Consider the following 21,922-nt stretch of genomic DNA (forward strand, 5'->3'; position numbering starts at 1 on the left):
GCGTACTCACGCTGGCTACCTCAACAAGGAGCCGTTATGAAGCACATTCCCCTCCCGAGTCTCACCCTGGTGGGACTCAGTCTATTGCTGGCCGGCTGTGGTTCCGGTGGTGACGATGCCACCGCCACCAGCCAGCTGACCCTGACCCTCTCCGATGCCCCTGTGGATGGCGCCAAGCAGGTGTGCATCGCCATCAGCGCCCTGCGCCTCAAGGCCGAGACCGAGCCGGACGATCACCTCTGGCAACCCCTGGATCTGCTGGCCACCGGCGACGATGACGGTTGCCTGCCCACGGGCTACCAGATCCCATTGGATGACAACGGCGATCCGCGCTTCCTCTATCTCGATCTGCTGCACTACCAGGACGGCCTGGGCCATGCCCTGCTGAGCGGCGAAGCCATCCCCAGCGGCAACTACGAGCAGCTGCGCCTGATGGTGGAGGACGGCCGCAGCTACTTCCTTGACGGCCTGACCGACGACTTCCCCAGCTCCTATGTGGTGGATGAGAGCGACGCAGTGCTGCCATTGGAGGTGCCCAGCAGCGAGGTCAAGCTGCACGGCTTCACCGCCAGCGCCGACGGCGTGCTCAGCTACCAACTGGAATTCAACCTGCGTCACGCCATGGTGCTGCCGGGTCACGGCCAGTACTACAAGCTCAAGCCCAATGGCGTGCGCCTGCTGGATGCCACCACCCTGGCCAGCCTGACCGGCCAGGTGGACGACAGCCTGTGCGACGGGGATCTGAGCCTGGCGGGGGTCTACCTCTACCCGGCGCGAGACGGCAGCGAGCTGGCCTACCTGGGCATGGCCCAGGACACGGATAGCGGCGGCCCCAGCCTCACCACCTTGCTCACCCAAGCCAGCGACAGCGAGGCCGCCAGCTATCGACTCGACTACATAGAACCCGGCAGCTATGACCTGCAACTGGTGTGCAACGCCGCCGACGATGCGGTGCCCGAGGAGGGCGAGAGCGACAGCTTCGTGCCTGTGCTGGGGGCCGGGGTACTGGGGATCACCTTAAGCGGCGGCAGCCAGAGCGTGGATCTGGCGCCCTAGCCGATTTGCACAAGCGGGGGCCGAATGGGAAAATGGGCCCCCGCCCTTTCGGAGAAACCTGCATGTACCCCTTAACCGACACAGAGCGCAACGCCGCCCTGCAACTGAACGCCGACTACCGCTATGACCATTTCATCAGCAAGGTGGCCCAGCACGGTCTGCTGTGGGTGCTGAAGAACGAGCAGGGGCTGCTGCTGCTCAAGGACGAGGAAGACACCTGCCTGCCGGTGTGGCCCCATCCCGATTATGCCCAGACCTGGGTGCAGGGTGAGCTGGCGTCCTATGTGCCCCAGTCCATCACGCTGGAGATCTTCCTGGAGCGCTGGGCCGACGGCCTGACCCAGGACGGGGTGGCGCTGGCCGTGTTCCCCCTGGCGGATGCCCCGGGCACAGTGGTGGATGCCGCCGAGCTGGCCGAGGCCCTGGCGGACAAGCTGGACGTGGCCGACGACGGCGAGGAGGCCTGATGAGCGAGCATGATGATCCCCTGAGCCTGGATGCCGAAGGGCGCTACGCCTACCTGGTGCGCGAAGCCGTGGCCCAGCAGACCCTCTGGATCCTCAAGGATGCCGGCGGCAGCATGCTGCTGGTGGCCGATGGGGAGGAGTGCATTCCGGTGTGGCCCAGCGCCGAACAGGCCCAGGTCTGGGCCGATGGCGACTGGAGCCAGGGCGAGCCCCACGCCATCCCGCTGAAGACCTGGCTCGATCGCTGGGTCAAGGGCATGACCGAGGACGGCCTCTGTGTGGCCGTGTTCCCCTTGCCGGAGGAAGCCGGCGTGGTGGAACAGCCCCAGGACTTTGCCGACAGCCTGCTGCGCCGCCTGGCCAAGCAGAACCAGCGCCGCTAAGGCAGACCTCGCCAAACACAAAAACGGCGCCTGATGGCCAATGCTCATCAGTTAAGGCGCCGTTGGTGCCTTAACTGCGTCAACAACATGGTGTTTGAAGCAATAACCAACCCCACCCCAGCCATCCCCTTAAACAAGGGGATGGCTGGCCACGGGTGCCCATTCATGAGTATCCGCGGCTTAACTGGCCAGCATTAGCGCCTTATGGCGCCGTTTTTCTGTGTCTCAGACAGGCGACATCTCCTGGAAGTAGCGCTCGGCCAGCTCCGCCGGCGGCAGGGGACGGGAGAAATAGTATCCCTGAAACAGATGACAGCCGAAGCCGGTCAGGGTCTCGGCCTGGGCGGCGGTCTCCACCCCTTCGGCCACCAGCTGCAGCCCCAGGCTGCGCCCCATGGCGATGATGTGCAGCACCAGATCCCGGCAGCGCTGGCTGGTTTCCAGCTCGGCGATGAAGGAGCGATCCATCTTCAGGGTATCCAGGGGGATGCGGCTCAGGTAGCTCAGGGAGGAGTAGCCGGTGCCGAAGTCATCCAGCGCCACTCTCACCCCCAGGCGCCGCAAGGCGGAGAGGTTTTGTTCTATGGTGGGGTCCTCGGCGATCAGGGTGCGCTCGGTCAGCTCCAGCACCAGGGCCTCGGGCAACAGGCCATTCGCCGCCAATATCGCCTGCACGTCGGCCACATAGTCGGCATCCGCCAGCTGCCAGGCCGCCACGTTGACGCTCATCCGCAGCCCCCTGGCCGAGAGATACGCCTGCCGCCACTGGGCCAGCTGACGACAGGCCTCCTGCAACACCCAACGCCCCAGGGGCACGATGAGGCCGCTCTCCTCCGCCACCGGAATGAAGCGATCCGGCGACACCCAGCCCAGGCTCTCGCTGTGCCAGCGGATAAGCGCCTCCGCCTTGATCAGGGCACCGGTCTCGGCCTGCAGGATCGGCTGATACACCAGGCTGAACTCCTTCCTGGCCAGGGCCTGGCGCAGGGCACCATCCAGCATCATGCTCTCCTGCACCGCCCGCTCCAGGCCCTGATCGAACAGGCACAGCTGGTTGCGGCCGGCCCGCTTGGCGGCATACATGGCGGTATCGGCATGGCGCAGCAGCATGGTGGGGTCATCCGCCTGATCAGGGTAACAGACCAGCCCCATGCTTAGGCTGACCACCACATGCTGGGTATCCAGCACGAAGGGTTGCCGAAAGACCTCGCTGATCCGCCGCCCCAGGGCCAAGCCGGCCGCCTCGGCCGACTCGCCCTGGTCCACCGGCAAGCGGATGACGAACTCGTCGCCACCGAAGCGGGCCAGGAAGGCCTCAGCGGGGATCAACTGCTGCAGCCGACGGGCAGTGACCTGCAGCAGCTGGTCACCCAGCAGGTGACCCAGGGTGTCGTTGACCCGCTTGAAGTGATCCACGTCCAGGAACAGCAGGGCGAAGGGACGCTCCGGCTCCAGTTGCTGCCAGGCATGGAGCCGGCTGGTCAGGGCGTGGCGGCTGGCCAGCCCCGTCACCTCATCTTCATTGGCAGCCCGCTCCAGCAGCTCCCGTTGACGTTTACGGGCCGAGATGTCCTTGAGCTGGGCCAGGGCGAGCAGCTGTCCCCCCTGCCAGTAGGGGCTGAGTTTCACCTGCAGCGGGAAGTAGCGGCCGTTATGATCCTGGACATCGAACTCATACGTCAGGGGGAAGACGCTCTCATCCTGACGCAACGACTCGGCCAGTCTGCTCAGACGGGTCTTGTCCACAAACGGCAGGAAGTCCTGCACCTGCCTTCCCTCCAGCACCGCCGGATCCTGATAGCCGAACAGCTTGGCACAGGCCGGATTGGCCTGCAGGATGCGCCCCTGTTCATCGTGGATCCAGATACCATCGGACAAGAAGCGCACCGCATTGGGAAAGCGTTGGCCGGCTTCCGCCAGCACCAGATAGATCAGCCCCAGCAGACAGGCCGCCTTGAACAGGAAGGCCAGCAAATAAATCTCTTCGGGAAGGGCTTTCCCGGTCACAAAGAGATACGCCATCACCAGCCGTAACAGGCCACGAAGCAGCAACAGGCCGCCGACGATCCGATAACTATGGGCACCACGGCCCAGGATATAACCGGACCACAACAGGCTGGCACCCAGCAGCAGGGCCGAGCTGCCCCGGGCGACATCCACGGACCAGGAGTCGAACCACAGCAAGATCCCAGTCAGCGAGACCAGGGCGATCCAGAACCAGCGCCAGCGCAGCTCACGGCCGACAAACGCCAGCGTGCCCTGTACAAACAGCAGACTACCAACCACCAACGCCAGAATGATCACGAGAACCCGAATCGGAGCCACTATTTCCGGCACCTGCAGGTTATACATCAGTGACAGGACACCAAGACTTATTTGGGCCATACCCCAGAGCAGGGGCGTGCGATCATCCGGCTGCACCCGCCACAGCAGCAGCAGGGCCGATCCTAGCAGAGCATCCACCAACAAGGAGGCAAGAAGATAATGGCTCATAACGATCCAAGACTAAACAGAGGAAACCCACCGGGGGCGGAATCAGCTAACTATGGACTCACCCGCGCAAAAAAACACGCTTTAACAAGCACCTAGATTGAAAAAGGGGCCGTTTTGGCCCCTATGGATAGAATTAGGAAGCGTCAGTCTGACCCGATGCTCGCCGGGTGATAGGTCAACCGGCTCACCTGGTGGGCCCCATTCACCGCGCAATCCAGGGCATACACGGTCTCGCCCACCGTCAGCTGGCCGGTCAGGTGGCCGGCCAGGGGAGCCACCGCCAGCTCGCTCTTATGTTGCCCCAGGCTGACCATGCTGACCCCACTCAAGGCCTGGAAACGGGCCAGACACAGCGCGGTGAGGCGCGCCTCGGTCAGGGCAGCCGTCTGCGTCTCGCCGGGGACGAAGGCGCCGGCCAGCTGGGCGGCGCGCTTTTGCAGCCACTGCTGACGGGCGGCCCAGGCCGGCGACCCCGGCAGTTCGCTCATCTGCCCCGTCTCATCCAGCCACTCCAGCAAGTTGCCCTTGTCGTCGAACTGATAGCGGCCATAGGGCATGGTTACGGCAAACAGCCGCCCCTGCTTGAAGAAATAGTCGCTGTCCCCGACGTGCTGGCGGTTCTCATCCAGGATGGGCACCTTGATGATCACAGGGCGACCATCCATCCAGGCGGTGACATCGATATCCCCCACCGTATAGACCCAGGTGTCCAGGGCGCCGGCCGCCGCCGTGCGCATCTGGTTGAGTTGTTTGGCCAGGGCGTCGTCGGCGCCCTGGGCCAGGGTGGTGGCAGTCAGGCCCAACAGGCCCAGCAACCAGGCATGCTTCATCATGTTTCCTCGTCGTCGTGTTGACCGGCGCCCGTCAGGCGGCGCCAGCTCCATACCAGCAGGTGCAGGGCCAACAGGCCGCCACTGCCGAGCAAAAACAGTAAGGCGGTGAGGGCCGGCACCGAGCTGTCCGCCCCCAGGCGCCACCAGATCAGGCCACTCACCAGGGCCAGCAGGGCACAGCCGACCATGCAGCCGGCGCAGCGCCCCAGCTTGTGCCAGAATTCGCCACCACTACAGTCCTGACAGGCCATCGCTCACCGCCAGGGCGCGCATCAGCCGCAGGCCGTGCCGCCCCTCGCCGTAATAATCCAGCAGGCGGCGCAAGGGCACGAACTGCCGGCCGGCATACAGCTGACAGGCCGCCGGATTGTCTTCATCCACCTCCAGCCGCAGGCTGCGCGCCTGCAGATGCGCCCCCAGGCCCAGGGCCAGGTCCACCAGGGCTGCGGCCACGCCCCGACGGCGAACGTGCCAGTGCACCGCCAGGCAACGCACCTCCAGGGCGCGCCAGCCCAGGTGGGGAAACAGGCACAGGTAGGCCAGCAGCCGCTCCCCCTGCCAGACGCCCAGGGTCTGACAGCCGGAATGGCTCAGCAGGTTGCGCCAGCGGCGACGGCCAAAGGCCAAGTGAGGGGAGAAGCAGTAGCGTTCCAGCCCCAGCAGGGCCGGGATGTCCTGGCCGGTCAGCAGACGCAGCTCGCAGGTTCCCAGGGACTGCTGCAGCCGCAGCTGGCAGCGGGCCAGTTGCTCGGTGAGCACCGGCAAGGGCAGATGTTTTAACGACAGCATGGTGGTGCCACCGACTCCCGCAGACGCAAGATCCCCTCGAAGGGGGCCAGGGGGGCGGCTGGCTTGCCGGTCGCCAGCGCCAGGGCCTGATGCACCGCCGCCGCCGCCATCTGCTCGATGGGCAGGTGGACAGTGCTCAGGGCCGGCAACAGGTAGGCACCGGCCGGCGCATCGTCAAAGCCGAACAGGGAGACCTGTTCCGGCACCTTGAGCCCCGCCTCCTGCAGGGCCCGCAGGGCGCCCACCGCCATGTCATCGTTGCAGGCAAACAGGGCGCTGAAGCGCACGCCGCGGGACAGCAGGCTGCGGCAGGCCCGGTAGCCGCCATCCACCAGATTGTTGCCCTCCGCCTCCAGCTCCGCCGACACCGGCAGGCCGGCCTCGGTGAGGGCGGCGCGATAGGCTCCCAGCCGCTGACGGGCGGTCAGGGTGTGCAGGGGGCCGCTGATGCAGGCGATCCGCTTGTGGCCCAGGGCGATGAGGTGGGTCATGGCCGCCCGGGTGCTGCGCTCCTGTTCGAACACCACGCAGCGTTCCGGATGGCCCGGCAGGGGGCGGTTCATCACCACCAGGGGCACCGGCAGGCGGGCGGTGAGGGCGGTGAGATCCGCCTCGCTCATGAAGCGGCTGTAAAGGATGATGGCGTCACAGCGCCGGTCCACCAGCAGCTCCACCGCCGCCGCCTCTTTTTGCGGATCGTCGTGGCCGTCGGTGACCATCAGCTGTTTGCCCGCCTCCTCCACCGTCTTGGCCAGGGTGCGCAACAGACGGCCGAAGTAGGGGCCGGCAAAGTTGGAGACCACCAGGCCCACGGCGTTGGCACTCTGAGTGGCCAGGGCCTGGGCCAGGCCGTTGGGGCGAAAGCCCAGCTCAGCCACCGCCGCCAATACCCGCTCCCGGGTCTGTTCGCTGATGCGGACCTTGCCGCTCAGCACCCGCGATACGGTGGACTTGGCCACTCCGGCCCGATTGGCCACGTCCTGCATGGTCACCATAGGTTTCTCCATCCCAAAAGAAAGCCCCCTCGTCAGGGGGCCATTATCACTGGGGGCGCGACGGGCAGCAAGGGCGACCGGCGCGGGCAGGCCGTTACGCCACCGCCTCGTCCGTCGGCCTGGCGCCTTCCACCTCCAGGCGGTTGCGCCCGGCCTCCTTGGCCCGGTAGAGGGCGGCGTCCGCCCGTTGCAGGGCCTGGTTCACCGTCTCCCCCTCCTGCACCACCACCAGGCCGGCGCTCAGGGTCACCGGCGGCTTGAACGGCTGGCTGGCCAGGCGGCTACGCAGCCCCTCCACCAGACGCTCCGCCTCCGCCAAGGGGCAGTCCGGCAACACCAGCACGAACTCCTCGCCACCCCAGCGGCACAAGAGATCGCTCTTGCGGATGCCGAGCCAGCACAGCTGGACGAACTGCTTGAGCACCTGATCCCCCACCAGGTGGCCGAAGTCATCGTTTACCCGCTTGAAGTAATCCAGATCCAGCATAGCCAGGGCCAGGGGATGGCGGCGGCGGACGGCCAGCTGATGCAGCACAGTCAGCTGCTCCTCAAACACCTGGCGGTTCATGGCCCCGGTGAGCTTGTCGGTGGAGGCCATGCGCTCCAGTCGCTGCTGATAGCCGCGGAAGGTGAAGTGGGCCACCACCAAGACGCCGGCGGCGATGGCCAGGGAGAGCAGCAGGTTGGTCAACAGGCTATTCCACAGGCGACCGTCGAAGGGGGTCTCCTCCTGCTCCACCATCAGGTACCACTTGAAGGGCTCAACCCAGCGGCTGGCCACAAAGACCGGGTGGCCATTGTGCTCGTAGCGGAAGCTGCCGGAGGGCTGGGTGAGGATGCGGGTGGCCAGGGCGCCCAGCCCAGGCACGTCAAACAGGCTGTGCCTGTGATCCCCCTGGGCCTGCAGGGCCACCTGCCCCTCCTTGTCCACGAAGTAGACCCGGCGGTGATAGCGGGCCTGGTAGGTTTCAACCAGCTCCTGCACCTTGGTCACCGCCAGCCCCACCCCTGTGATGCCGATGGGATTGCCGGCATAGTCGTAGACCCGGTAGTTGACGAACACCACCAGGCTCTGGGGGTTGGCGGTGTCGTGATCTATGTTGATCTCGAAGTCCTCCCCCGTGGGCAGGGCCAGGGTGCGGAAGTACCAGGCATCCGCCGGATCCTGCCGACTCACCTCCTTAATCACCCCGCTGGTATGGTAGTAGCGATGGGTGCGCTCGGAGACAAAGAAGCTGGTGACCGCGTTGTAGCGGGACTGGATCTCCTTGAGGTACTTGACGATGGCGTCCTGCTGCTGTTCGCCGTGCAGCGCCCAGTCTCGCACATAGGTGTCCTGAGCCATCAGGGAGGAGATGAAAACGGGGCGGATCAGATCCTGCTGTATCTCTGAGTAGAGGTTGTCGCTGGTGAGGGGCAGGGCATCCTGGGCGATCTGCTCCCCTAGGGAATCCCGGGCCACCCGGTAGCTCAGCCAGCTGGTCAGCAGGAAGCCGCCCAGTATGATGAGCAAGAGTATGAGGCTAAAACGCCGCCTGGGATTCCATTCCATACACGCCTCGACAAGTGATTGAAAGCCTGCCCGTTTCGGGGCTGGCGACACTATATCACCAAGCCAAGTCAAGCGAAGAAAAAACGCACTAGGCCCCACTGCCGGAAAACGTTTACCTTAGCGGCGTTGGAAACCAGCTTGCCCGTATCCAACGGCCGCGGGCGAGTAGGCGGCTCATTTCCCATAGTTATACAGATGTTGCTGCTAACTATGCGTCATGGGCGAAGGAACATCTCGTTGCAATGCACCTTTATGGTGATTCAAATTAGTGCTTCATGGTCCAATGCCTGACCATGACGGTGCGCCCCCCGGTTTTCCCCCCCCTGGGGACTGGGCCCGTTCTGGTGCATGACAACCAGAGCAAAGTGCCACATGACCACATGATTATTCACAAATAGCTGGTAAGCTATGCAAGCCACAGAGAGATCGACTGCCTTGCCCCGGCCTGGGGCGCATGGCGTGGCACGCATCCTGCTCTTCTGGACGAGAAATCTCCGGCGTTACTACCTATAAGGAAATAATCATGCGTAAGACGATAAACATGCTCTGCCTGCTGCTGCCGGTGCTGGCCACCTCCCTCCAGGCGGCCGAGACCGAAATCCGCCTGGGGGTGGAACCTGGCTATGCCCCCTTCGAGGTAAAGCAGCCCGATGGCAGCCTGAGCGGTTTCGACATCGATCTGGGCACCGAGCTGTGCACCCGCATCCAGGCCAAGTGCCGCTGGGTGGAGAACGAATTTGATGGCCTGATACCCGCCCTCAAGGCCAAGAAGATCGACGCCATCCTCTCCTCCATGTCCATCACGGAGCAGCGCCAGAAAGAGATCGACTTCACCGACAAGCTGTACGGCACCCCGGCCCGTCTGATCACCCCGGCCGGCGTCACCCTGGCCCCCACCGCCGCAGGCCTGCAGGGCAAGCGGGTGGGCGTGTTCCAGGGCACCACAGCCGAAACCTATGCCAAGGCAGAATGGCAGCCCAAGGGCGTGGACGTGGTGGTCTACCCGGCCCAGGAGCTGGTGTACGCCGATCTGGTCTCCGGTCGTCTGGATGCCGCCTTCCAGGATGCGGTGGCCGCCGGTGAAGGCTTCCTCAAGCAGCCCCAGGGCAAGGACTTCGGTTTCAGCGGCCCGGAAATCAATGACGTCAAATACTTCGGCGTGGGCGCCGGCATCGGCCTGCGCAAGGAAGATGGCGAGCTGAAGGCCAAGCTGAACCAGGCGCTGGCCGACATGTTGAAGGACGGCACCTATCAGAAGATCGCCGCCAAGTACTTCAACTTCGACATCTACGGCCACTAAGGCCATTGCCCGGTGCCGCCGGCACCGGGCCTGTTTTGCCTCAAAGGACCTACCATGTTGTACGGATATGAAAAGCTGGTGTTGCAAGGCGCCGGGGTCACCCTGGAACTGGCCCTGCTCTCCTTGCTGGTGGCGGTGCTGCTGGGCCTGTTGGGGGCCAGCGCCAAACTGTCGGACAACCGCCTGGGCCGTGCCCTGGCCGCCGGCTACACCACCCTGATCCGCGGCGTACCGGACCTGGTGCTAATGCTGCTGATCTTTTACGGCCTGCAGATTGCGGTCAACGCCATCACAGACACCCTGGGCTTTGCCCAGCTGGATATCGATCCCTTTACCGCCGGCATCCTGACCATCGGCTTCATCTACGGCGCCTACTTTGCCGAGACCTTTCGCGGTGCCTTCCTGGCCATCAACGCCGGTCAGGCGGAGGCAGGTCAGGCCTACGGCTTCTCCCGCTGGCAGATCTTCACCCTGATCCTGTTTCCCCAGATGATGCGCTTCGCCCTGCCGGGGCTGGCCAACAACTGGCTGGTGCTGCTCAAGGCCACCGCCCTGGTCTCCATCATAGGCCTGGCGGATGTGGTCAAGGCCACTCAGGTGGCGGGCAAGGGCACCTTCCAGTTCTTCCTCTTCACCCTGGTGGCCGCCGCCGTCTACCTGGTCTTCACCACCCTCTCCAACCTGGTGATTTACTGGCTCAACCGGCGCTATGCCCTCGGCGTAAGGAGCGCCAACGCATGATCGAGATGCTGCAAACCTACGGCAAGGCCTTCTTGTGGAGCGACGGCTTCCACTTCACCGGCGTGGCGGTCACCCTCTGGCTGCTGGTGATCTCCGTGGTGGTGGGCTTCTGTCTGGCCATCCCACTGGCCATCGCCCGCAACAGCCGCAGCAAGCGCTACTGGCTGCCGGTGTGGACCTTCTCCTACCTGTTCCGCGGCACCCCGCTGTACGTGCAACTGCTGGTGTTCTACTCCGGGGTCTACTCCCTGGCGGTGGTGCGGGAGGTGGACTTCCTCAACTGGTTCTTCCGCAGCGGCTACCTCTGCACCCTGCTGGCCCTGACCCTCAACACCATGGCCTACACCCTGGAGATCTTCGCCGGGGCCATCCGGGATCTCAGCCACGGCGAGGTGGAAGCCGCCCGGGCCTACGGCTTCTCCGGCTGGCGGCTCTACCGCCATGTCATACTGCCCTCGGCCCTGCGCCGGGCGCTGCCGGCCTACAGCAACGAGGTGATCCTGATGCTGCACGCCACCTCATTGGCCTTCACCGCCACCGTCCCGGACATCCTCAAGGTAGCCAAGGACGCCAACGCCGCCACCTATCAGCCCTTTACCGCCTTCGGCATCGCCGCGCTGATTTACCTCCTCATCTCCTTCGCCCTGGTCGGTCTGTTCCGCCTGGCGGAGCAACGCTGGCTGGTGCACCTCAAGCCCATCCAGGCACACTGACTTCAAGGACGCTCTCATGGAGAACATGCACGACTACAAGCTGGCGGTGAAAGATCTGCACAAGCACTACGGCAACCACGAGGTGATCAAGGGGGTCTCGTTGCGGGCCAAGCCCGGTGATGTCATCAGCATCATCGGCTCCTCCGGCTCCGGCAAGAGTACCTTTTTGCGCTGCCTCAACTTCCTGGAGAAGCCCAGCGAAGGTTCCATCTATGTCAACGGCAACGACATCCGCATGGTGCGGGACAACGACGGCCAGCTGAAGGTGTTCGACCAGCGCCAGCTGCAGCTGCTGCGCACCAAGCTGACCATGGTGTTCCAGCACTTCAACCTGTGGAACCACATGACGGTGCTGGACAATGTCATGGCCGCCCCACTGCACGTGCTGGGCATCGACAAGCAGGAGGCCGAGGCGCGGGCCATCCGCTACCTGGAGAAGGTGGGCATCGACGAGCGGGCCCGGGCCAAGTACCCGGCCCACCTGTCTGGCGGCCAGCAGCAGCGGGTGAGCATAGCCCGGGCATTGGCGATGGAGCCCGAGGTGCTGCTGTTCGACGAACCCACCTCGGCGCTGGATCCCGAGCTGGTGGGAGAGGTGCTGCGCATCATGCAGCAGTTGGCCGAGGAGGGGAAAACCATGGTGGTGGTGACCCACGAGATGGGCTTCGCCCGTCACGTCTCCAGCCAGGTGATCTTCCTGCACCAGGGGGTCATCGAAGAGCAGGGGTCGCCGGAAGAGGTATTTGGCAACCCCAAGAGCGAGCGGTTGAAACAATTTTTATCCGGCGCGCTTAAATAATTATTCCAGGCTAAAAATATAACGCCTACATTATGTCTGAAAATAATGAACCCGATGCGATCATTCGCATCGGTGTTCCTATTCAAACTCAGCACCTGCCGCTTATTTTAGCCCAGGTGATAGCCCCCCTGTTGCAGGCCAACAACCTGCTGGGTCAGACACTATTTTCCCTGCACTATCTGGCAACCCCAGGTGAATCCGAATTTAGCCTGCCGCTCCCGCTGCAACTCGGTACCACCCCGCCTGATGGCCCGCTGGATCTGCTGCTCTGCCCGGTGGAGGGCGACCTCGCCGATCCGCTGACCGGCGGGGCACTGACGGCCGGCGTGCGCCGCTGGCCCCTGCCCCTGGGCACGCCCGGCGATGCCTTGCAGGCTACGCTTCAACTCATTGAATATCATGAGGATGACGAGCTGGCGCACAGGGTTGCTCAGGCATTTGGGCAGACCTACCAGGCCGGCGCTAGCCAAGACGGACCAGTCCTGCCGCCCCGGCTGCAGCAGGCCCTGACCCTGATGGCCGCCCACCTGGAAGAGCCCTTGAGCACGGAGCAGATCGCCCAACTCACCCACCTCTCCCGCCGGCACCTGGAGCGGCTATTCCGCCGTCACCTGGATACGGTGCCCGCCCGCCATTACCTGCAGTTGCGACTGCAGCGGGCAAAAGAATTATTATGCAACACTCAGCAATCTATTATTCAAATTGGTCTGGAGTGTGGTTTTTCCAGCGGCCCCCATTTTTCCAGCGCCTATAAAAACCACTTTCAACTCACGCCCCGCGATGAACGGCAAAACGCCCTGACGAAAAAATAAAACTGGTCGCCTTTTTTATCTATTTCGGTCGCTTTTTTGAAATGCCATCCGGGCGCAACTTTATAAGCTGACGGTCAGTGGTTTTCTGTTATTGCCTATCCGTCATTCGAGGTTCCCATGTCCAGCAGCACCCCGGTTCAGCGTCAGGAATTTGATCGCTACTTCATCCCCATGTTCAACCCGGCCCCCTTCATCCCGGTGCGGGGCCAGGGCGCCAAGCTGTGGGATCAGGCAGGCAAGGAGTACATCGACTTTGCCGGCGGCATCGCCGTCAACGCCCTGGGCCATGCCCACCCGGCCCTGTGCCAGGTACTGACCGAACAGGCCCAGCAGCTGTGGCACCTGGGCAACGGCTACACCAATGAGCCGGTGATCCGCCTGGCCCGCCATCTGGTAGACGCCACCTTTGCCGACCAGGTGTTCTTCTGCAACTCAGGTGCCGAGGCCAACGAGGCGGCCCTCAAGCTGGCCCGCAAGTACAGCCGTGACACCCATGGCGACCACAAGACCCAGATCGTCGCCTTCGGCAACGCCTTCCACGGTCGCACCCTGTTCACCGTCAGCGCCGGTGGCCAACCCAAGTACGCCCAGGACTTCGCCCCCCTGCCCGGCGGCATCCAGCATGCCCCCTACAACGATCTGGCCGCCGCCGCGGCCCTGATCAACGACCACACCTGTGCCGTCATCGTCGAACCCATCCAGGGGGAAGGCGGTGTGGTCCCCGCCGATCCGGCCTTCCTGCAGGGGCTGCGCGCGCTATGCGACCGCCACCAGGCCCTGCTGATCTTCGACGAGGTGCAGACCGGCGTGGGCCGCACCGGCGAGCTGTATGCCTACATGGGCTACGATGTCACTCCGGATCTGCTCACCAGCGCCAAGGCCCTGGGGGGCGGTTTCCCCATCGCCGCCCTGCTGGCCAAGGCCGAGTACGCCAAGGCGCTGAATGTCGGCAGCCATGGCACCACCTATGGCGGCAACCCGCTGGCCTGCGCCGTGGCCGGCAAGGTGCTGGAGATCATCGATGAGCCGGCACTGCTGGCCGGGGTCAAGGAACGCCATCAGTGGTTCCTCAAGGGCCTGGAAGAGATACAGCAGCGCTTCCCCATCTTCGAACAGATCCGCGGCCGCGGCCTGCTCATCGGCTGTGCCCTGGCACCGCGCTTTGCCGGCAAGGCCAAGGCCCTGACCAACCTGGCCGCCGAGGAAGGCCTGCTGGCTCTCATCGCCGGTCCCAACGTGGTGCGCTTCGCCCCGGCTCTGATCATCGATCAGGCCGAGGTGGAAGAAGGACTGGCCCGCCTGTCCCGCGCCGTGGCCCGCCTGGTACGGGACGCCGCCCAATGAAGGTGCTGCGACCGGCGGTGATGGCGGACCTGCCGCAGATCGAGCGACTGGCCCAGCAAAGCGGCCCCATGGTCTGCACCCTGCCCGTCAGTCGCGCCCATCTGCAGGCCAAGATAAGCCGCTCCCAGGCCGCCCTGGCGGCCGAGGTGCTGCTGCCCGGCGAGGAGAGCTACTTCTTCGTGCTGGAAGATCTGGCCAGCGGCCGGCTGGAGGGCACCTGCGCCATCCTGGCCCAGGCGGGCTTTCAGGAGCCGTTCCACGCCTACCGCAACGAGGTGGTGATCCACGCCAGCCGAGCCCTGGGCGTGCACCAGCGGCTGCACACCCTCTGCCTCAGCCATGAGCTGAGCGATCACAGCCAGCTCTGCTCCTTCTACCTGGAGCCCGAACTGCGCCAGGGCCACTGGCCCCGCCTGCTGACCCAGGGCCGGCTGCTGTTCATCGCCCAGCATCCCGAACGCTTCGCCCCGGATCTGGTGGCCGTGCTGCCGGGCCTGGTGGACGAGGCCGGTCGCGCCCCCTTCTGGGAGCAGGTGGGTCGCCGCTTCTTCGGCATCGACTATCAGCAGGCGGAGTTCTACCACGGCACCCAGGACAGGCGCTTCATCGCCGAGCTGATGCCCCATCATCCGCTGTATGTCACCCTGCTGGCCGAGGAGGCCCAGGCCGCCCTGGGTCAGGTGCACCCGGACGCCCGCCTGCAGTTCGATCTGCTGGAGGAGGACGGCTTCGAGGCGGACGACTTCGTGGAGATCTTCGATGCCGGCCCAGTGGTGCAGGCGCGCCGCACCACGCTGCACAGCTGGCAGACCAGCCAGCTCGCCCGGGTGGCCGACATCAGCCCCAGCCGGCAGAGCAATGCCCCCACCTGTTTGCTGGTGAACACGGCACTGGCCGAATTCCGCGCCCTGCTGACCCCCTTAAGCGCGGCCCCCGGCCAGGCCCTGAGCCTGCCGCCCGAGGTGGCGGAGGCGCTGCGCCTGCAGCCCGGTGATCCGGTGCGCTGGCTGGCCCTGGAGTCCCAGTGACCCGATTTACACCCCATTCCCCCGAACGGAACATTTATCGTCTTCAAGGATTCGTATCATGATGATCATTCGCCCGGTGCAGCAGCAGGATCTGCCCGCCATCCGTCAACTGGCCAGCAAGACAGGGGTGGGCGTCACCTCCCTGCCCCCCGACGAGGCCCACCTGCAGGCCCGCATCCAGCGGGTGCTGGCCACCTGGGCCGATGAGGCCGCCCCCGCCGAGCAGGGCTACCTGTTCGTGCTGGAAGACAGCCAGACCCGCCAGGTGGTGGGGATCAGCGGCCTGGAAGCCGCCGTGGGCTTGAGCGACCCCTGGTACAACTACCGCCTCGGCACGCTGGTGCACGCCTCCCGGGATCTGGACATCTACAACCAGATGCCCACCCTGTTTCTCAGCAACGACCACACAGGCTACAGCGAGCTGTGCACCCTGTTCCTGGATCCCGACTACCGCCACAGCAAGAACGGCCAACTGCTCTCCAAGTGCCGCTTCCTGTTCATGGCCGCCTTCCGCGAGCGCTTCGCCGCCAAGGTGATCGCCGAGATGCGCGGCTATTCCGACGAGCAGGGCAAGTCCCCCTTCTGGGAGGGGCTGGGACGCCACTTCTTCGCCATCGACTTTGCCGAGGCGGACCGCCTCACCGGCCTGGGTCAGAAGGCCTTCATCGCCGAGCTGATGCCCAAGCACCCCCTGTACGTGGACTTCCTGCCCGCCGAGACCCAGGCCATCCTGGGTCAGGTCCATCCCCAGACCGCCCCGGCCCGGGCCATCCTGGAGAGCGAAGGGCTCAAGTACGAAGGCTACGTGGACATCTTCGACGCCGGCCCCACCCTGGAAGCCTATGTGGCGGACATCCGCGCCGTGCGGGACAGCCGTGTCCATCCGGTGCAGCTGGGTGAGCCGGACCAGTCCGGCCCCCTCTATCTGCTGGCCAACGACCGCTTCACCGGCTTCCGCGCCCTGCTCGGCCAGGTGGACTTTGCCGACGAGCGCCTGATCTTGGACCCGGCCACCGCTGCCGCACTGGAAATCGGTCCCGGCGACCAGGTACGCGCCGTGCCCCTGTTTGCCCCGCAATCCGCCCCGCACGCCAGCCAGCAGGCTGCCGCCCAGGCCCGCCAGGCCGCGACCCATTAAAGGAATTTTGCCATGCTGAACCTCTCCGTCATGATCAACGGCCAGTGGCACCACGGCCTGGGTCGCAGCTTCACCAAACGCTCACCGGTCACCGATGCCGTCCTGTGGAAGGCCAACGAGGCCAGCGCCAGCGACGTCGGGCTGGCGGTAGCCGCCGCCCGCCAGGCCTTTCCCGCCTGGGCGCGCCGCCCCCTGGCCGAGCGAGTCGCCATTCTCCAGCGCTTCGCCGCCCTGCTCACCGAACGCAAGGCCATGCTTGCCGACATCATAGCCCAGGAGACCGGCAAGCCTGCCTGGGAGGCCCTCACCGAGGTGCAGAGCATGATCGGCAAGGTAGCCATCTCATTGCAGGCCCAGGCCGAGCGGGCCGGTGAGCGCCACAGCCCGATGGCCGACGGCGAGGCGGTGCTGCGCCATCGCCCCCACGGCGTCATGGCGGTGTTCGGCCCCTACAACTTCCCCGGCCACCTGCCCAACGGCCACATAGTGCCGGCCCTGCTGGCGGGGAACACCATCGTCTTCAAGCCCAGCGAGCTGACCCCCTGGACCGCCGAGGCCACCGTCAAGCTGTGGCTGGAGGCCGGGCTGCCCGCCGGGGTGCTGAACCTGGTGCAGGGCGGCCGCACCCCGGGGGCCGCCCTGGCCGCCGACACCGGCATCGACGGCCTGCTGTTTACCGGCAGCGCCGGCACCGGCTACCAGCTGCACCGCCAGCTGGCCGGGCAGCCGGAGAAGATCCTGGCCCTGGAGATGGGGGGCAACAACGCCCTCATCGTCGAGGAGACCGAGGATCTGGATGCCGCCGTCTACCTGACGGTGCAGTCGGCCTTCATCTCCGCCGGCCAGCGCTGCACCTGCGCCCGCCGCCTGCTGGTGCCACACGGTGCCTGGGGCGATGCCTTCCTCGACCGCCTGGTGGCGGTCACCCGCACCCTCAAGGTGGGGGATAGCGCAGCCGAGCCCGCCTTCATGGGGCCGGTGATCTCCAAGGACGCCCTGCGCCGCCTGCTGGAGGCCCAGCAGAGCCTGCTGCTGCGCGGTGCCAAGCCCCTGCTGACCATGGCACGCATCGGTGAACAGGGCGCCCTGCTGAGCCCGGGCATCCTGGATCTCACCGCCCTGCTGCATCGGCCAGACGAGGAACACTTCGGCCCCCTGCTGGGACTCATCCGCTACGGCGACTTTGACGAGGCACTGGATCTCGCCAACGACACCCGCTTCGGCCTGGCCCTGGGCCTCATCTCCCCGAACAAGGACCACTACGAGCGGCTGCTGCTGGAGGCCCGCGCCGGTATCGTCAACTGGAACAAGCCCCTGACCGGCGCCGCCAGCTCGGCCCCCTTCGGCGGCATCGGTGCCTCCGGCAACCACAGGGCCAGCGCCTACTACGCCGCCGACTACTGCGCCTGGCCAATGGCCTCCATGGAGGCCGAACGTGCCAGCCTGCCGGCCAGCCTGCCCCACGGGCTCACCTTCCCCACCCCGCAAGGAGCATAAGATGTCTGCCCTGGAAGTGAATTTTGACGGCCTCGTCGGCCTGACCCACCACTATGCCGGCCTGTCGTTCGGCAACGTGGCCTCCACCAGCAACAAGGCGGCGGTGGCCAACCCCAAGCTGGCGGCCCTGCAGGGGCTGGCCAAGATGAAGCGCCTCGCCGATCTGGGCTTCGCCCAGGCGGTGCTGCCGCCCCATGAGCGGCCCCAGGTCGATCTGCTGCGCCGGCTGGGCTTTGCCGGCAGCGATGCCCAGGTGCTGGCCCAGGCCGCCCGCCAGGCGCCGGCCCTGCTGAGCGCGGTGGGCTCCGCCTCCGCCATGTGGACCGCCAACGCCGCCACCGTCTCGCCCTCCGCCGACACCCGTGACGGCCGGGTGCACCTGACGGTGGCCAACCTCAACAACAAGTTCCACCGGGCCAGCGAGGCCACCACCACAGAGGCCATCCTCAAGGCCATCTTCGCCGACGAACGTCACTTCGCCGTGCACAGCGCCCTGCCCCAGGTGGCCCAGTTCGGCGACGAGGGCGCCGCCAACCACAACCGCTTGAGCCGGCAGCACGGTGAGGCCGGCGTCGAGCTGTTTGTCTACGGTCGCCAGGCCGACGGTCAGGGGGTGGCGCCAACCCGCTACCCGGCCCGCCAGACCCGGGAGGCCAGCGAGGCCATCATCCGTCTGCACGGCCTGAGTGAAGATAACTGCGTGCTGGCCCAGCAGCATCCCGAGGTGATCGATCTGGGGGTGTTCCACAACGACGTCATCGCCGTGAGCAACGGCCCCGTGCTGTTCCACCACCAGCGGGCCTTCTGGCAATCCGAGCAGACCCTGGCCGAGCTGGGCCGCAAGCTGGCGGCCCAGGGCACCGAATTCGTGCCCATCATGGTGCCAGATAGGGCCGTCTCCGTGAGCGATGCGGTACAGACCTACCTGTTCAACAGCCAGCTGCTCACCCGCCCCGACGGCAAGATGCTGCTGGTGGTGCCCCAGGAGTGCCGCGAGCACGCCGGGGTCTGGCGCTACCTGTCGGAGCTGGTGCAAAGCGGCGGCCCCATCGACGCCCTGGAGGTGTTCGATCTGCGGGAAAGCATGCGCAACGGCGGTGGTCCCGCCTGTCTGCGGCTGCGAGTGGTGCTGAACGAAGCCGAGCGGGCCGCCATGGCCCCCGGGGTGCTGATGAACGACGCCCTGTACGGCAGGCTCACCACCTGGGTGGAGCACCACTACCGGGATCGCCTGAGTGCCGAGGATCTGGCCGATCCCCAGCTGCTGGAGGAGAACCGCCGGGCGCTGGATGAACTCACCGGTATCCTGGGCCTGGGGTCCATCTACCCCTTTCAACAGGGGGCCTGATGGACTGGCTCGCCCTGACGTTGGCCGGCCAATCGCCGGCCTCGACCCAAGGCCGCACGGCGCAGCTGAGCTGGCACTGGCGCGGACCCGGCCTGCTGGAGCTGATCCCGCATGCGGCCTGCTACGAGGCCTGGGTGATCTCCGCCGGTATTCACGGTGACGAGACGGCCCCCATCGAGCTGCTGGCGGAACTCACCGCAGACTGGCTGGCGGGGCGGCGCCCATTGGCCTGCCGCCTGCTGCTGATCCTGGGCAACCCGGCGGCCATGGCTGCCGGGCGCCGTTATCTGGACCTGGATCTCAACCGGCTGTTCGACGGGCCGCGGGCCTCGGATCCGTCGGGGGCCGAGCCACTGCGGGCCCGGCAGCTGGAGGCGGCGGTGGCCGACTTCTGGCAGGCGACAGAGATGCCAATCCGCCGCCACTACGATCTGCACACCGCCATCCGCGCCTCGGCGCATCTGCGCTTCGCCCTGCTGCCGGCCCAAGAGAGCGGCTACGATGCGGCCATGCTGCGCTGGCTGCCCAGCGCCGGCATCGAGGCCCTGGTGCGCCACAGCGCGCCGGGCCGCACCTTCAGCCACTTCACCAGCGCACGCTTCGGCGCCGCCAGCTGCACCCTGGAGCTGGGCAAGGCCCGCCCCTTCGGTCAGAACGATTTGAGCCAGTTCGCCCAGGTGAAAGCCGCCCTGGCGGCGGGGGTGGCGGCGGACACCGACGCCCTGGCCGATCTGCCCCAGACCGCCCCCAAGGGCTATCGGGTGAGCCAGGAGCTGCGCAAGCACAGCGAGGCCTTCGTGCTGCATCTGCCGGCGGCGGCGGCCAACTTCACCGCCTACCCCCAGGGCACCCTGCTGGCGGAGGACGGCCCGCACCAGTACCGGGTGCAGGCCGAGCGGGAGTATCTGCTGTTCCCCAACGCCAGGGTGGCCCCCGGGCTGCGGGCCGGGCTGATGCTGACCGAGATCCCCCTCAGCCAGCTGGCCGACAAGGCCGGATAACACTCAGCCAAGCGCGGCAGAAACAGACAGGCCAGGGCATGCCCTGGCCTGTGTTTATCTCGACGGCAGCTTAGGCGGCCTGTTCGGCCCGCACCGGCTCCCGTTGCGGCAGGTGGATCTCGGCGATCATGCAGCGGGCGCCGCCGCCACCCAAGGTTTCGATGGTGTCCAGATCCGCCAGCAGGGGGCGGCCATGGCGCTCCAGCTCCCGCTGCTGCTGCTGGCTCAGGGCCTCCCAGGCACGGCGGGACATGGCCAGCAGGGCCTCGCCCCGATCGCTGCGCAGCTCCAGCAGGTTGCCGGCGAAGGCCTGCAGCTGATCCAGGGTGATGGGCAGCAGCATCTTGTTGGTGCTGGCCAGCAGGCGGCACAGCTCGGCGCGCTCGGCGGCATCCGGGATGGCCTCCAGGCAGACCACCGCCAGGTGGCGGCCTACGCTCATCAGCACGTTGGTGTGGTAGATGGGCTGGCCCTTGGCATCCTGGGCGCTGAACCAGAAGGGGCGGTAGCCCAGGTGGCGGCTCACCTCCTCCATCACCTCGGGATGGGAGCGGGAGGAGCGGCACAGGTAGGCGATGCGGTGCTGGCGATCCAGCACCATGGAGCCGGTGCCTTCCAGGAAGCGGCCCTGCAGCTCGAAGTCGCTCAGATCGTGCACCTGCTCGAGGCAGAACTCCTCGGCCAGCTTGTCCAAGATGTGGCGGTTGCGCTCCAGACGGCGGTTGGGGGCCTCCATGGGGTAGAGGATGGCGGAGCCGTCAGCATGGAAACTCACCCAGTTATTGGGAAACAGGGAGTCCGGGGTGGTCAGCTCGCCGCTGTCCTGTTCGACCCAGACGGATACACCGGCCTCCCGCAGCAGGGCCACATAGGCGTCAAACTCCGCCTGAGCCCGGCTGGCAGCCAGCTCGTCGGCGGCGGCCGGGTGCTGGAAGGCGTTGCTGGCGAGGGTCTGGGGATTGGCGCAGAAGCGGGCAGGACGGATCATCAGGATCTGTTGGGTGGTTTGCATGGAGCCTCCTTGTGACAAGCAACTGTCCACAGTGTGCGCCCAATCACACAACGGTGTGAGTCGATTCGCGTTTTGACCACAACCGTTTCCGGCAAAATCAAACACTCATACAGCAGGATCCGCTGTTATGCCCGGAGGCAGAGATGGAGAGACGACACCACCACCTGGATCGCATCGATGAGCAGATCCTGGCGATCCTCAAGCAGGAGGGCCGCATCAGCTACCAGAAGCTGGCGGAACGGGTCCACCTCACCCCGCGCCCCTGCCAGGAGCGGGTGCGCAAGCTGGAACAGGCGGGTTACATCCTGGGCTACACCGCCCGGCTGGACGAGGCGCGCCTGGGAGGCGGCAACCTGATACTGCTGCTGCAGGTCTCCCTGGCGAGCCAAAGCGGTCGGGAGGCCCAACGGGCCTTCGAAGAAGAGGTGAGCCAGCGACCGGACGTGCTCTCCTGCTGGCTGGTGAGCGGTCCCTTCGACTATGTGCTGCGGTTGCGCTGCACCGACATGGCGGCCTACCGGGCCATCAGCGACACCTGGCTGGCCAACCGCAGCCTGCGCATCGACAAGATCGTCTGCACCCCGGAGATGCAGCCCATCAAATAAGCCGCCGCCAGAACCA

The 21,922-nt window shown here is 65.8% G+C and carries 22 protein-coding genes; 15 read left to right on the top strand and 7 right to left on the bottom strand.

Annotation, left to right across the window (positions count from 1 at the left end; all coding sequences use genetic code 11):
* The first annotated feature begins 36 nt into the window (after positions 1-36).
* From ABHF91_RS14740 to ABHF91_RS14750, 3 genes are all read left to right on the top strand, one after another.
* Entirely contained in the window at positions 37-1,056 is a 1,020-nt protein-coding gene (locus tag ABHF91_RS14740) for a DUF4382 domain-containing protein (RefSeq protein WP_409421013.1), read from the top strand.
* A 62-nt stretch (positions 1,057-1,118) separates the two neighbouring features.
* Positions 1,119-1,523, top strand: coding sequence for a DUF2750 domain-containing protein (locus ABHF91_RS14745; RefSeq protein ID WP_409421014.1), 405 nt, complete (start codon positions 1,119-1,121; stop codon positions 1,521-1,523).
* A complete protein-coding gene (locus tag ABHF91_RS14750) occupies positions 1,523-1,906 on the top strand; it encodes a DUF2750 domain-containing protein (RefSeq protein ID WP_409421015.1) in 384 nt (127 codons plus the stop codon). The genes ABHF91_RS14745 and ABHF91_RS14750 overlap by 1 nt, the downstream gene beginning before the upstream one ends.
* A gap of 225 nt (positions 1,907-2,131) precedes the next feature.
* Here the strand turns inward: ABHF91_RS14750 and ABHF91_RS14755 are convergent, their stop codons facing one another.
* The 6 genes from ABHF91_RS14755 to ABHF91_RS14780 form a co-directional block, all read right to left on the bottom strand.
* Entirely contained in the window at positions 2,132-4,399 is a 2,268-nt protein-coding gene (locus ABHF91_RS14755) for a putative bifunctional diguanylate cyclase/phosphodiesterase (protein ID WP_409421016.1), read from the bottom strand.
* 143 nt (positions 4,400-4,542) lie between these two features.
* Entirely contained in the window at positions 4,543-5,232 is a 690-nt protein-coding gene (locus ABHF91_RS14760; RefSeq protein ID WP_409421017.1) for a hypothetical protein, read from the bottom strand.
* Positions 5,229-5,483 carry a DUF3624 family protein gene (locus ABHF91_RS14765; RefSeq protein WP_409421018.1) on the bottom strand — a complete coding sequence of 85 codons (255 nt, stop codon included), beginning with the start codon at positions 5,481-5,483 and terminating at the stop codon, positions 5,229-5,231. Before ABHF91_RS14765 ends, ABHF91_RS14760 begins: the two co-directional genes overlap by 4 nt.
* The gene (locus ABHF91_RS14770; protein WP_409421019.1) at positions 5,464-6,021 is read right to left on the bottom strand and encodes a GNAT family N-acetyltransferase; all 558 of its coding nucleotides are present in this window, start codon (positions 6,019-6,021) and stop codon (positions 5,464-5,466) included. Before ABHF91_RS14770 ends, ABHF91_RS14765 begins: the two co-directional genes overlap by 20 nt.
* A complete protein-coding gene (locus ABHF91_RS14775; RefSeq protein WP_409421020.1) occupies positions 6,009-7,016 on the bottom strand; it encodes a LacI family DNA-binding transcriptional regulator in 1,008 nt (335 codons plus the stop codon). The genes ABHF91_RS14770 and ABHF91_RS14775 overlap by 13 nt, the downstream gene beginning before the upstream one ends.
* 94 nt (positions 7,017-7,110) lie before the next feature.
* Positions 7,111-8,568, bottom strand: coding sequence for a diguanylate cyclase (locus tag ABHF91_RS14780; protein WP_409421021.1), 1,458 nt, complete (start codon positions 8,566-8,568; stop codon positions 7,111-7,113).
* Positions 8,569-9,091: 523 nt separating this feature from the next.
* On the opposite strand from ABHF91_RS14780, the gene ABHF91_RS14785 reads away from it, so the two are divergent.
* The 11 genes from ABHF91_RS14785 (at position 9,092) to astE (ending at position 20,289) form a co-directional block, all read left to right on the top strand.
* Positions 9,092-9,868 carry an ABC transporter substrate-binding protein gene (locus tag ABHF91_RS14785; protein WP_409421022.1) on the top strand — a complete coding sequence of 259 codons (777 nt, stop codon included), beginning with the start codon at positions 9,092-9,094 and terminating at the stop codon, positions 9,866-9,868.
* A gap of 54 nt (positions 9,869-9,922) precedes the next feature.
* Positions 9,923-10,609: an ABC transporter permease gene (locus ABHF91_RS14790; RefSeq protein ID WP_409421023.1), complete on the top strand. Its 687-nt coding sequence runs from the start codon at positions 9,923-9,925 to the stop codon at positions 10,607-10,609.
* Positions 10,606-11,322: an ABC transporter permease gene (locus ABHF91_RS14795; protein ID WP_409421024.1), complete on the top strand. Its 717-nt coding sequence runs from the start codon at positions 10,606-10,608 to the stop codon at positions 11,320-11,322. Before ABHF91_RS14790 ends, ABHF91_RS14795 begins: the two co-directional genes overlap by 4 nt.
* Before the next feature lie 25 nt (positions 11,323-11,347).
* Positions 11,348-12,121, top strand: coding sequence for a histidine ABC transporter ATP-binding protein HisP (gene hisP / locus ABHF91_RS14800; RefSeq protein WP_409423130.1), 774 nt, complete (start codon positions 11,348-11,350; stop codon positions 12,119-12,121).
* A 32-nt stretch (positions 12,122-12,153) separates the two neighbouring features.
* Positions 12,154-12,933: a helix-turn-helix domain-containing protein gene (locus tag ABHF91_RS14805; protein ID WP_409421025.1), complete on the top strand. Its 780-nt coding sequence runs from the start codon at positions 12,154-12,156 to the stop codon at positions 12,931-12,933.
* 117 nt (positions 12,934-13,050) lie between these two features.
* Positions 13,051-14,277, top strand: a complete 1,227-nt coding sequence (locus ABHF91_RS14810; RefSeq protein WP_409421026.1) for a bifunctional succinylornithine transaminase/acetylornithine transaminase — start codon at positions 13,051-13,053, stop codon at positions 14,275-14,277.
* On the top strand, positions 14,274-15,305 hold the full coding sequence (locus ABHF91_RS14815; RefSeq protein WP_409421027.1) for an arginine N-succinyltransferase: 1,032 nt from the start codon (positions 14,274-14,276) through the stop codon (positions 15,303-15,305). The genes ABHF91_RS14810 and ABHF91_RS14815 overlap by 4 nt, the downstream gene beginning before the upstream one ends.
* 58 nt (positions 15,306-15,363) lie before the next feature.
* The gene (gene astA / locus ABHF91_RS14820) at positions 15,364-16,443 is read left to right on the top strand and encodes an arginine N-succinyltransferase (RefSeq protein WP_409421028.1); all 1,080 of its coding nucleotides are present in this window, start codon (positions 15,364-15,366) and stop codon (positions 16,441-16,443) included.
* Positions 16,444-16,455: 12 nt separating this feature from the next.
* Positions 16,456-17,940, top strand: a complete 1,485-nt coding sequence (gene astD / locus ABHF91_RS14825; protein ID WP_409421029.1) for a succinylglutamate-semialdehyde dehydrogenase — start codon at positions 16,456-16,458, stop codon at positions 17,938-17,940.
* A gap of 1 nt (position 17,941) precedes the next feature.
* A complete protein-coding gene (astB, locus tag ABHF91_RS14830) occupies positions 17,942-19,288 on the top strand; it encodes an N-succinylarginine dihydrolase (RefSeq protein WP_409421030.1) in 1,347 nt (448 codons plus the stop codon).
* Positions 19,288-20,289: a succinylglutamate desuccinylase gene (gene astE / locus ABHF91_RS14835; RefSeq protein WP_409421031.1), complete on the top strand. Its 1,002-nt coding sequence runs from the start codon at positions 19,288-19,290 to the stop codon at positions 20,287-20,289. Before astB ends, astE begins: the two co-directional genes overlap by 1 nt.
* A 70-nt stretch (positions 20,290-20,359) precedes the next feature.
* Here the strand turns inward: astE and ctlX are convergent, their stop codons facing one another.
* Positions 20,360-21,301, bottom strand: coding sequence for a citrulline utilization hydrolase CtlX (ctlX, locus tag ABHF91_RS14840; protein ID WP_409421032.1), 942 nt, complete (start codon positions 21,299-21,301; stop codon positions 20,360-20,362).
* 143 nt (positions 21,302-21,444) lie between these two features.
* Here ctlX and ABHF91_RS14845 point away from each other — a divergent pair, with 143 nt between their 5' ends.
* Positions 21,445-21,906, top strand: a complete 462-nt coding sequence (locus ABHF91_RS14845) for an Lrp/AsnC family transcriptional regulator (RefSeq protein WP_409421033.1) — start codon at positions 21,445-21,447, stop codon at positions 21,904-21,906.
* Positions 21,907-21,922 lie beyond the last annotated feature (16 nt).

Source organism: Pseudaeromonas aegiceratis (assembly GCF_046254905.1).
GTDB classification, from domain to species: Bacteria; Pseudomonadota; Gammaproteobacteria; order Enterobacterales; family Aeromonadaceae; genus Pseudaeromonas; species Pseudaeromonas aegiceratis.

Bases quoted from the DNA above. Each gene is read 5' to 3' on its own strand.
- ABHF91_RS14740 (WP_409421013.1), top strand. From the start codon at position 37: ATGAAGCACATTCCCCTCCCGAGTCTCACCCTGGTGGGACTCAGTCTA.
- ABHF91_RS14745 (WP_409421014.1), top strand. From the start codon at position 1,119: ATGTACCCCTTAACCGACACAGAGCGCAACGCCGCCCTGCAACTGAAC.
- ABHF91_RS14750 (WP_409421015.1), top strand. From the start codon at position 1,523: ATGAGCGAGCATGATGATCCCCTGAGCCTGGATGCCGAAGGGCGCTAC.
- ABHF91_RS14755 (WP_409421016.1), bottom strand. From the start codon at position 4,399: ATGAGCCATTATCTTCTTGCCTCCTTGTTGGTGGATGCTCTGCTAGGA.
- ABHF91_RS14760 (WP_409421017.1), bottom strand. From the start codon at position 5,232: ATGATGAAGCATGCCTGGTTGCTGGGCCTGTTGGGCCTGACTGCCACC.
- ABHF91_RS14765 (WP_409421018.1), bottom strand. From the start codon at position 5,483: ATGGCCTGTCAGGACTGTAGTGGTGGCGAATTCTGGCACAAGCTGGGG.
- ABHF91_RS14770 (WP_409421019.1), bottom strand. From the start codon at position 6,021: ATGCTGTCGTTAAAACATCTGCCCTTGCCGGTGCTCACCGAGCAACTG.
- ABHF91_RS14775 (WP_409421020.1), bottom strand. From the start codon at position 7,016: ATGGTGACCATGCAGGACGTGGCCAATCGGGCCGGAGTGGCCAAGTCC.
- ABHF91_RS14780 (WP_409421021.1), bottom strand. From the start codon at position 8,568: ATGGAATGGAATCCCAGGCGGCGTTTTAGCCTCATACTCTTGCTCATC.
- ABHF91_RS14785 (WP_409421022.1), top strand. From the start codon at position 9,092: ATGCGTAAGACGATAAACATGCTCTGCCTGCTGCTGCCGGTGCTGGCC.
- ABHF91_RS14790 (WP_409421023.1), top strand. From the start codon at position 9,923: ATGTTGTACGGATATGAAAAGCTGGTGTTGCAAGGCGCCGGGGTCACC.
- ABHF91_RS14795 (WP_409421024.1), top strand. From the start codon at position 10,606: ATGATCGAGATGCTGCAAACCTACGGCAAGGCCTTCTTGTGGAGCGAC.
- hisP (WP_409423130.1), top strand. From the start codon at position 11,348: ATGCACGACTACAAGCTGGCGGTGAAAGATCTGCACAAGCACTACGGC.
- ABHF91_RS14805 (WP_409421025.1), top strand. From the start codon at position 12,154: ATGTCTGAAAATAATGAACCCGATGCGATCATTCGCATCGGTGTTCCT.
- ABHF91_RS14810 (WP_409421026.1), top strand. From the start codon at position 13,051: ATGTCCAGCAGCACCCCGGTTCAGCGTCAGGAATTTGATCGCTACTTC.
- ABHF91_RS14815 (WP_409421027.1), top strand. From the start codon at position 14,274: ATGAAGGTGCTGCGACCGGCGGTGATGGCGGACCTGCCGCAGATCGAG.
- astA (WP_409421028.1), top strand. From the start codon at position 15,364: ATGATGATCATTCGCCCGGTGCAGCAGCAGGATCTGCCCGCCATCCGT.
- astD (WP_409421029.1), top strand. From the start codon at position 16,456: ATGCTGAACCTCTCCGTCATGATCAACGGCCAGTGGCACCACGGCCTG.
- astB (WP_409421030.1), top strand. From the start codon at position 17,942: ATGTCTGCCCTGGAAGTGAATTTTGACGGCCTCGTCGGCCTGACCCAC.
- astE (WP_409421031.1), top strand. From the start codon at position 19,288: ATGGACTGGCTCGCCCTGACGTTGGCCGGCCAATCGCCGGCCTCGACC.
- ctlX (WP_409421032.1), bottom strand. From the start codon at position 21,301: ATGCAAACCACCCAACAGATCCTGATGATCCGTCCTGCCCGCTTCTGC.
- ABHF91_RS14845 (WP_409421033.1), top strand. From the start codon at position 21,445: ATGGAGAGACGACACCACCACCTGGATCGCATCGATGAGCAGATCCTG.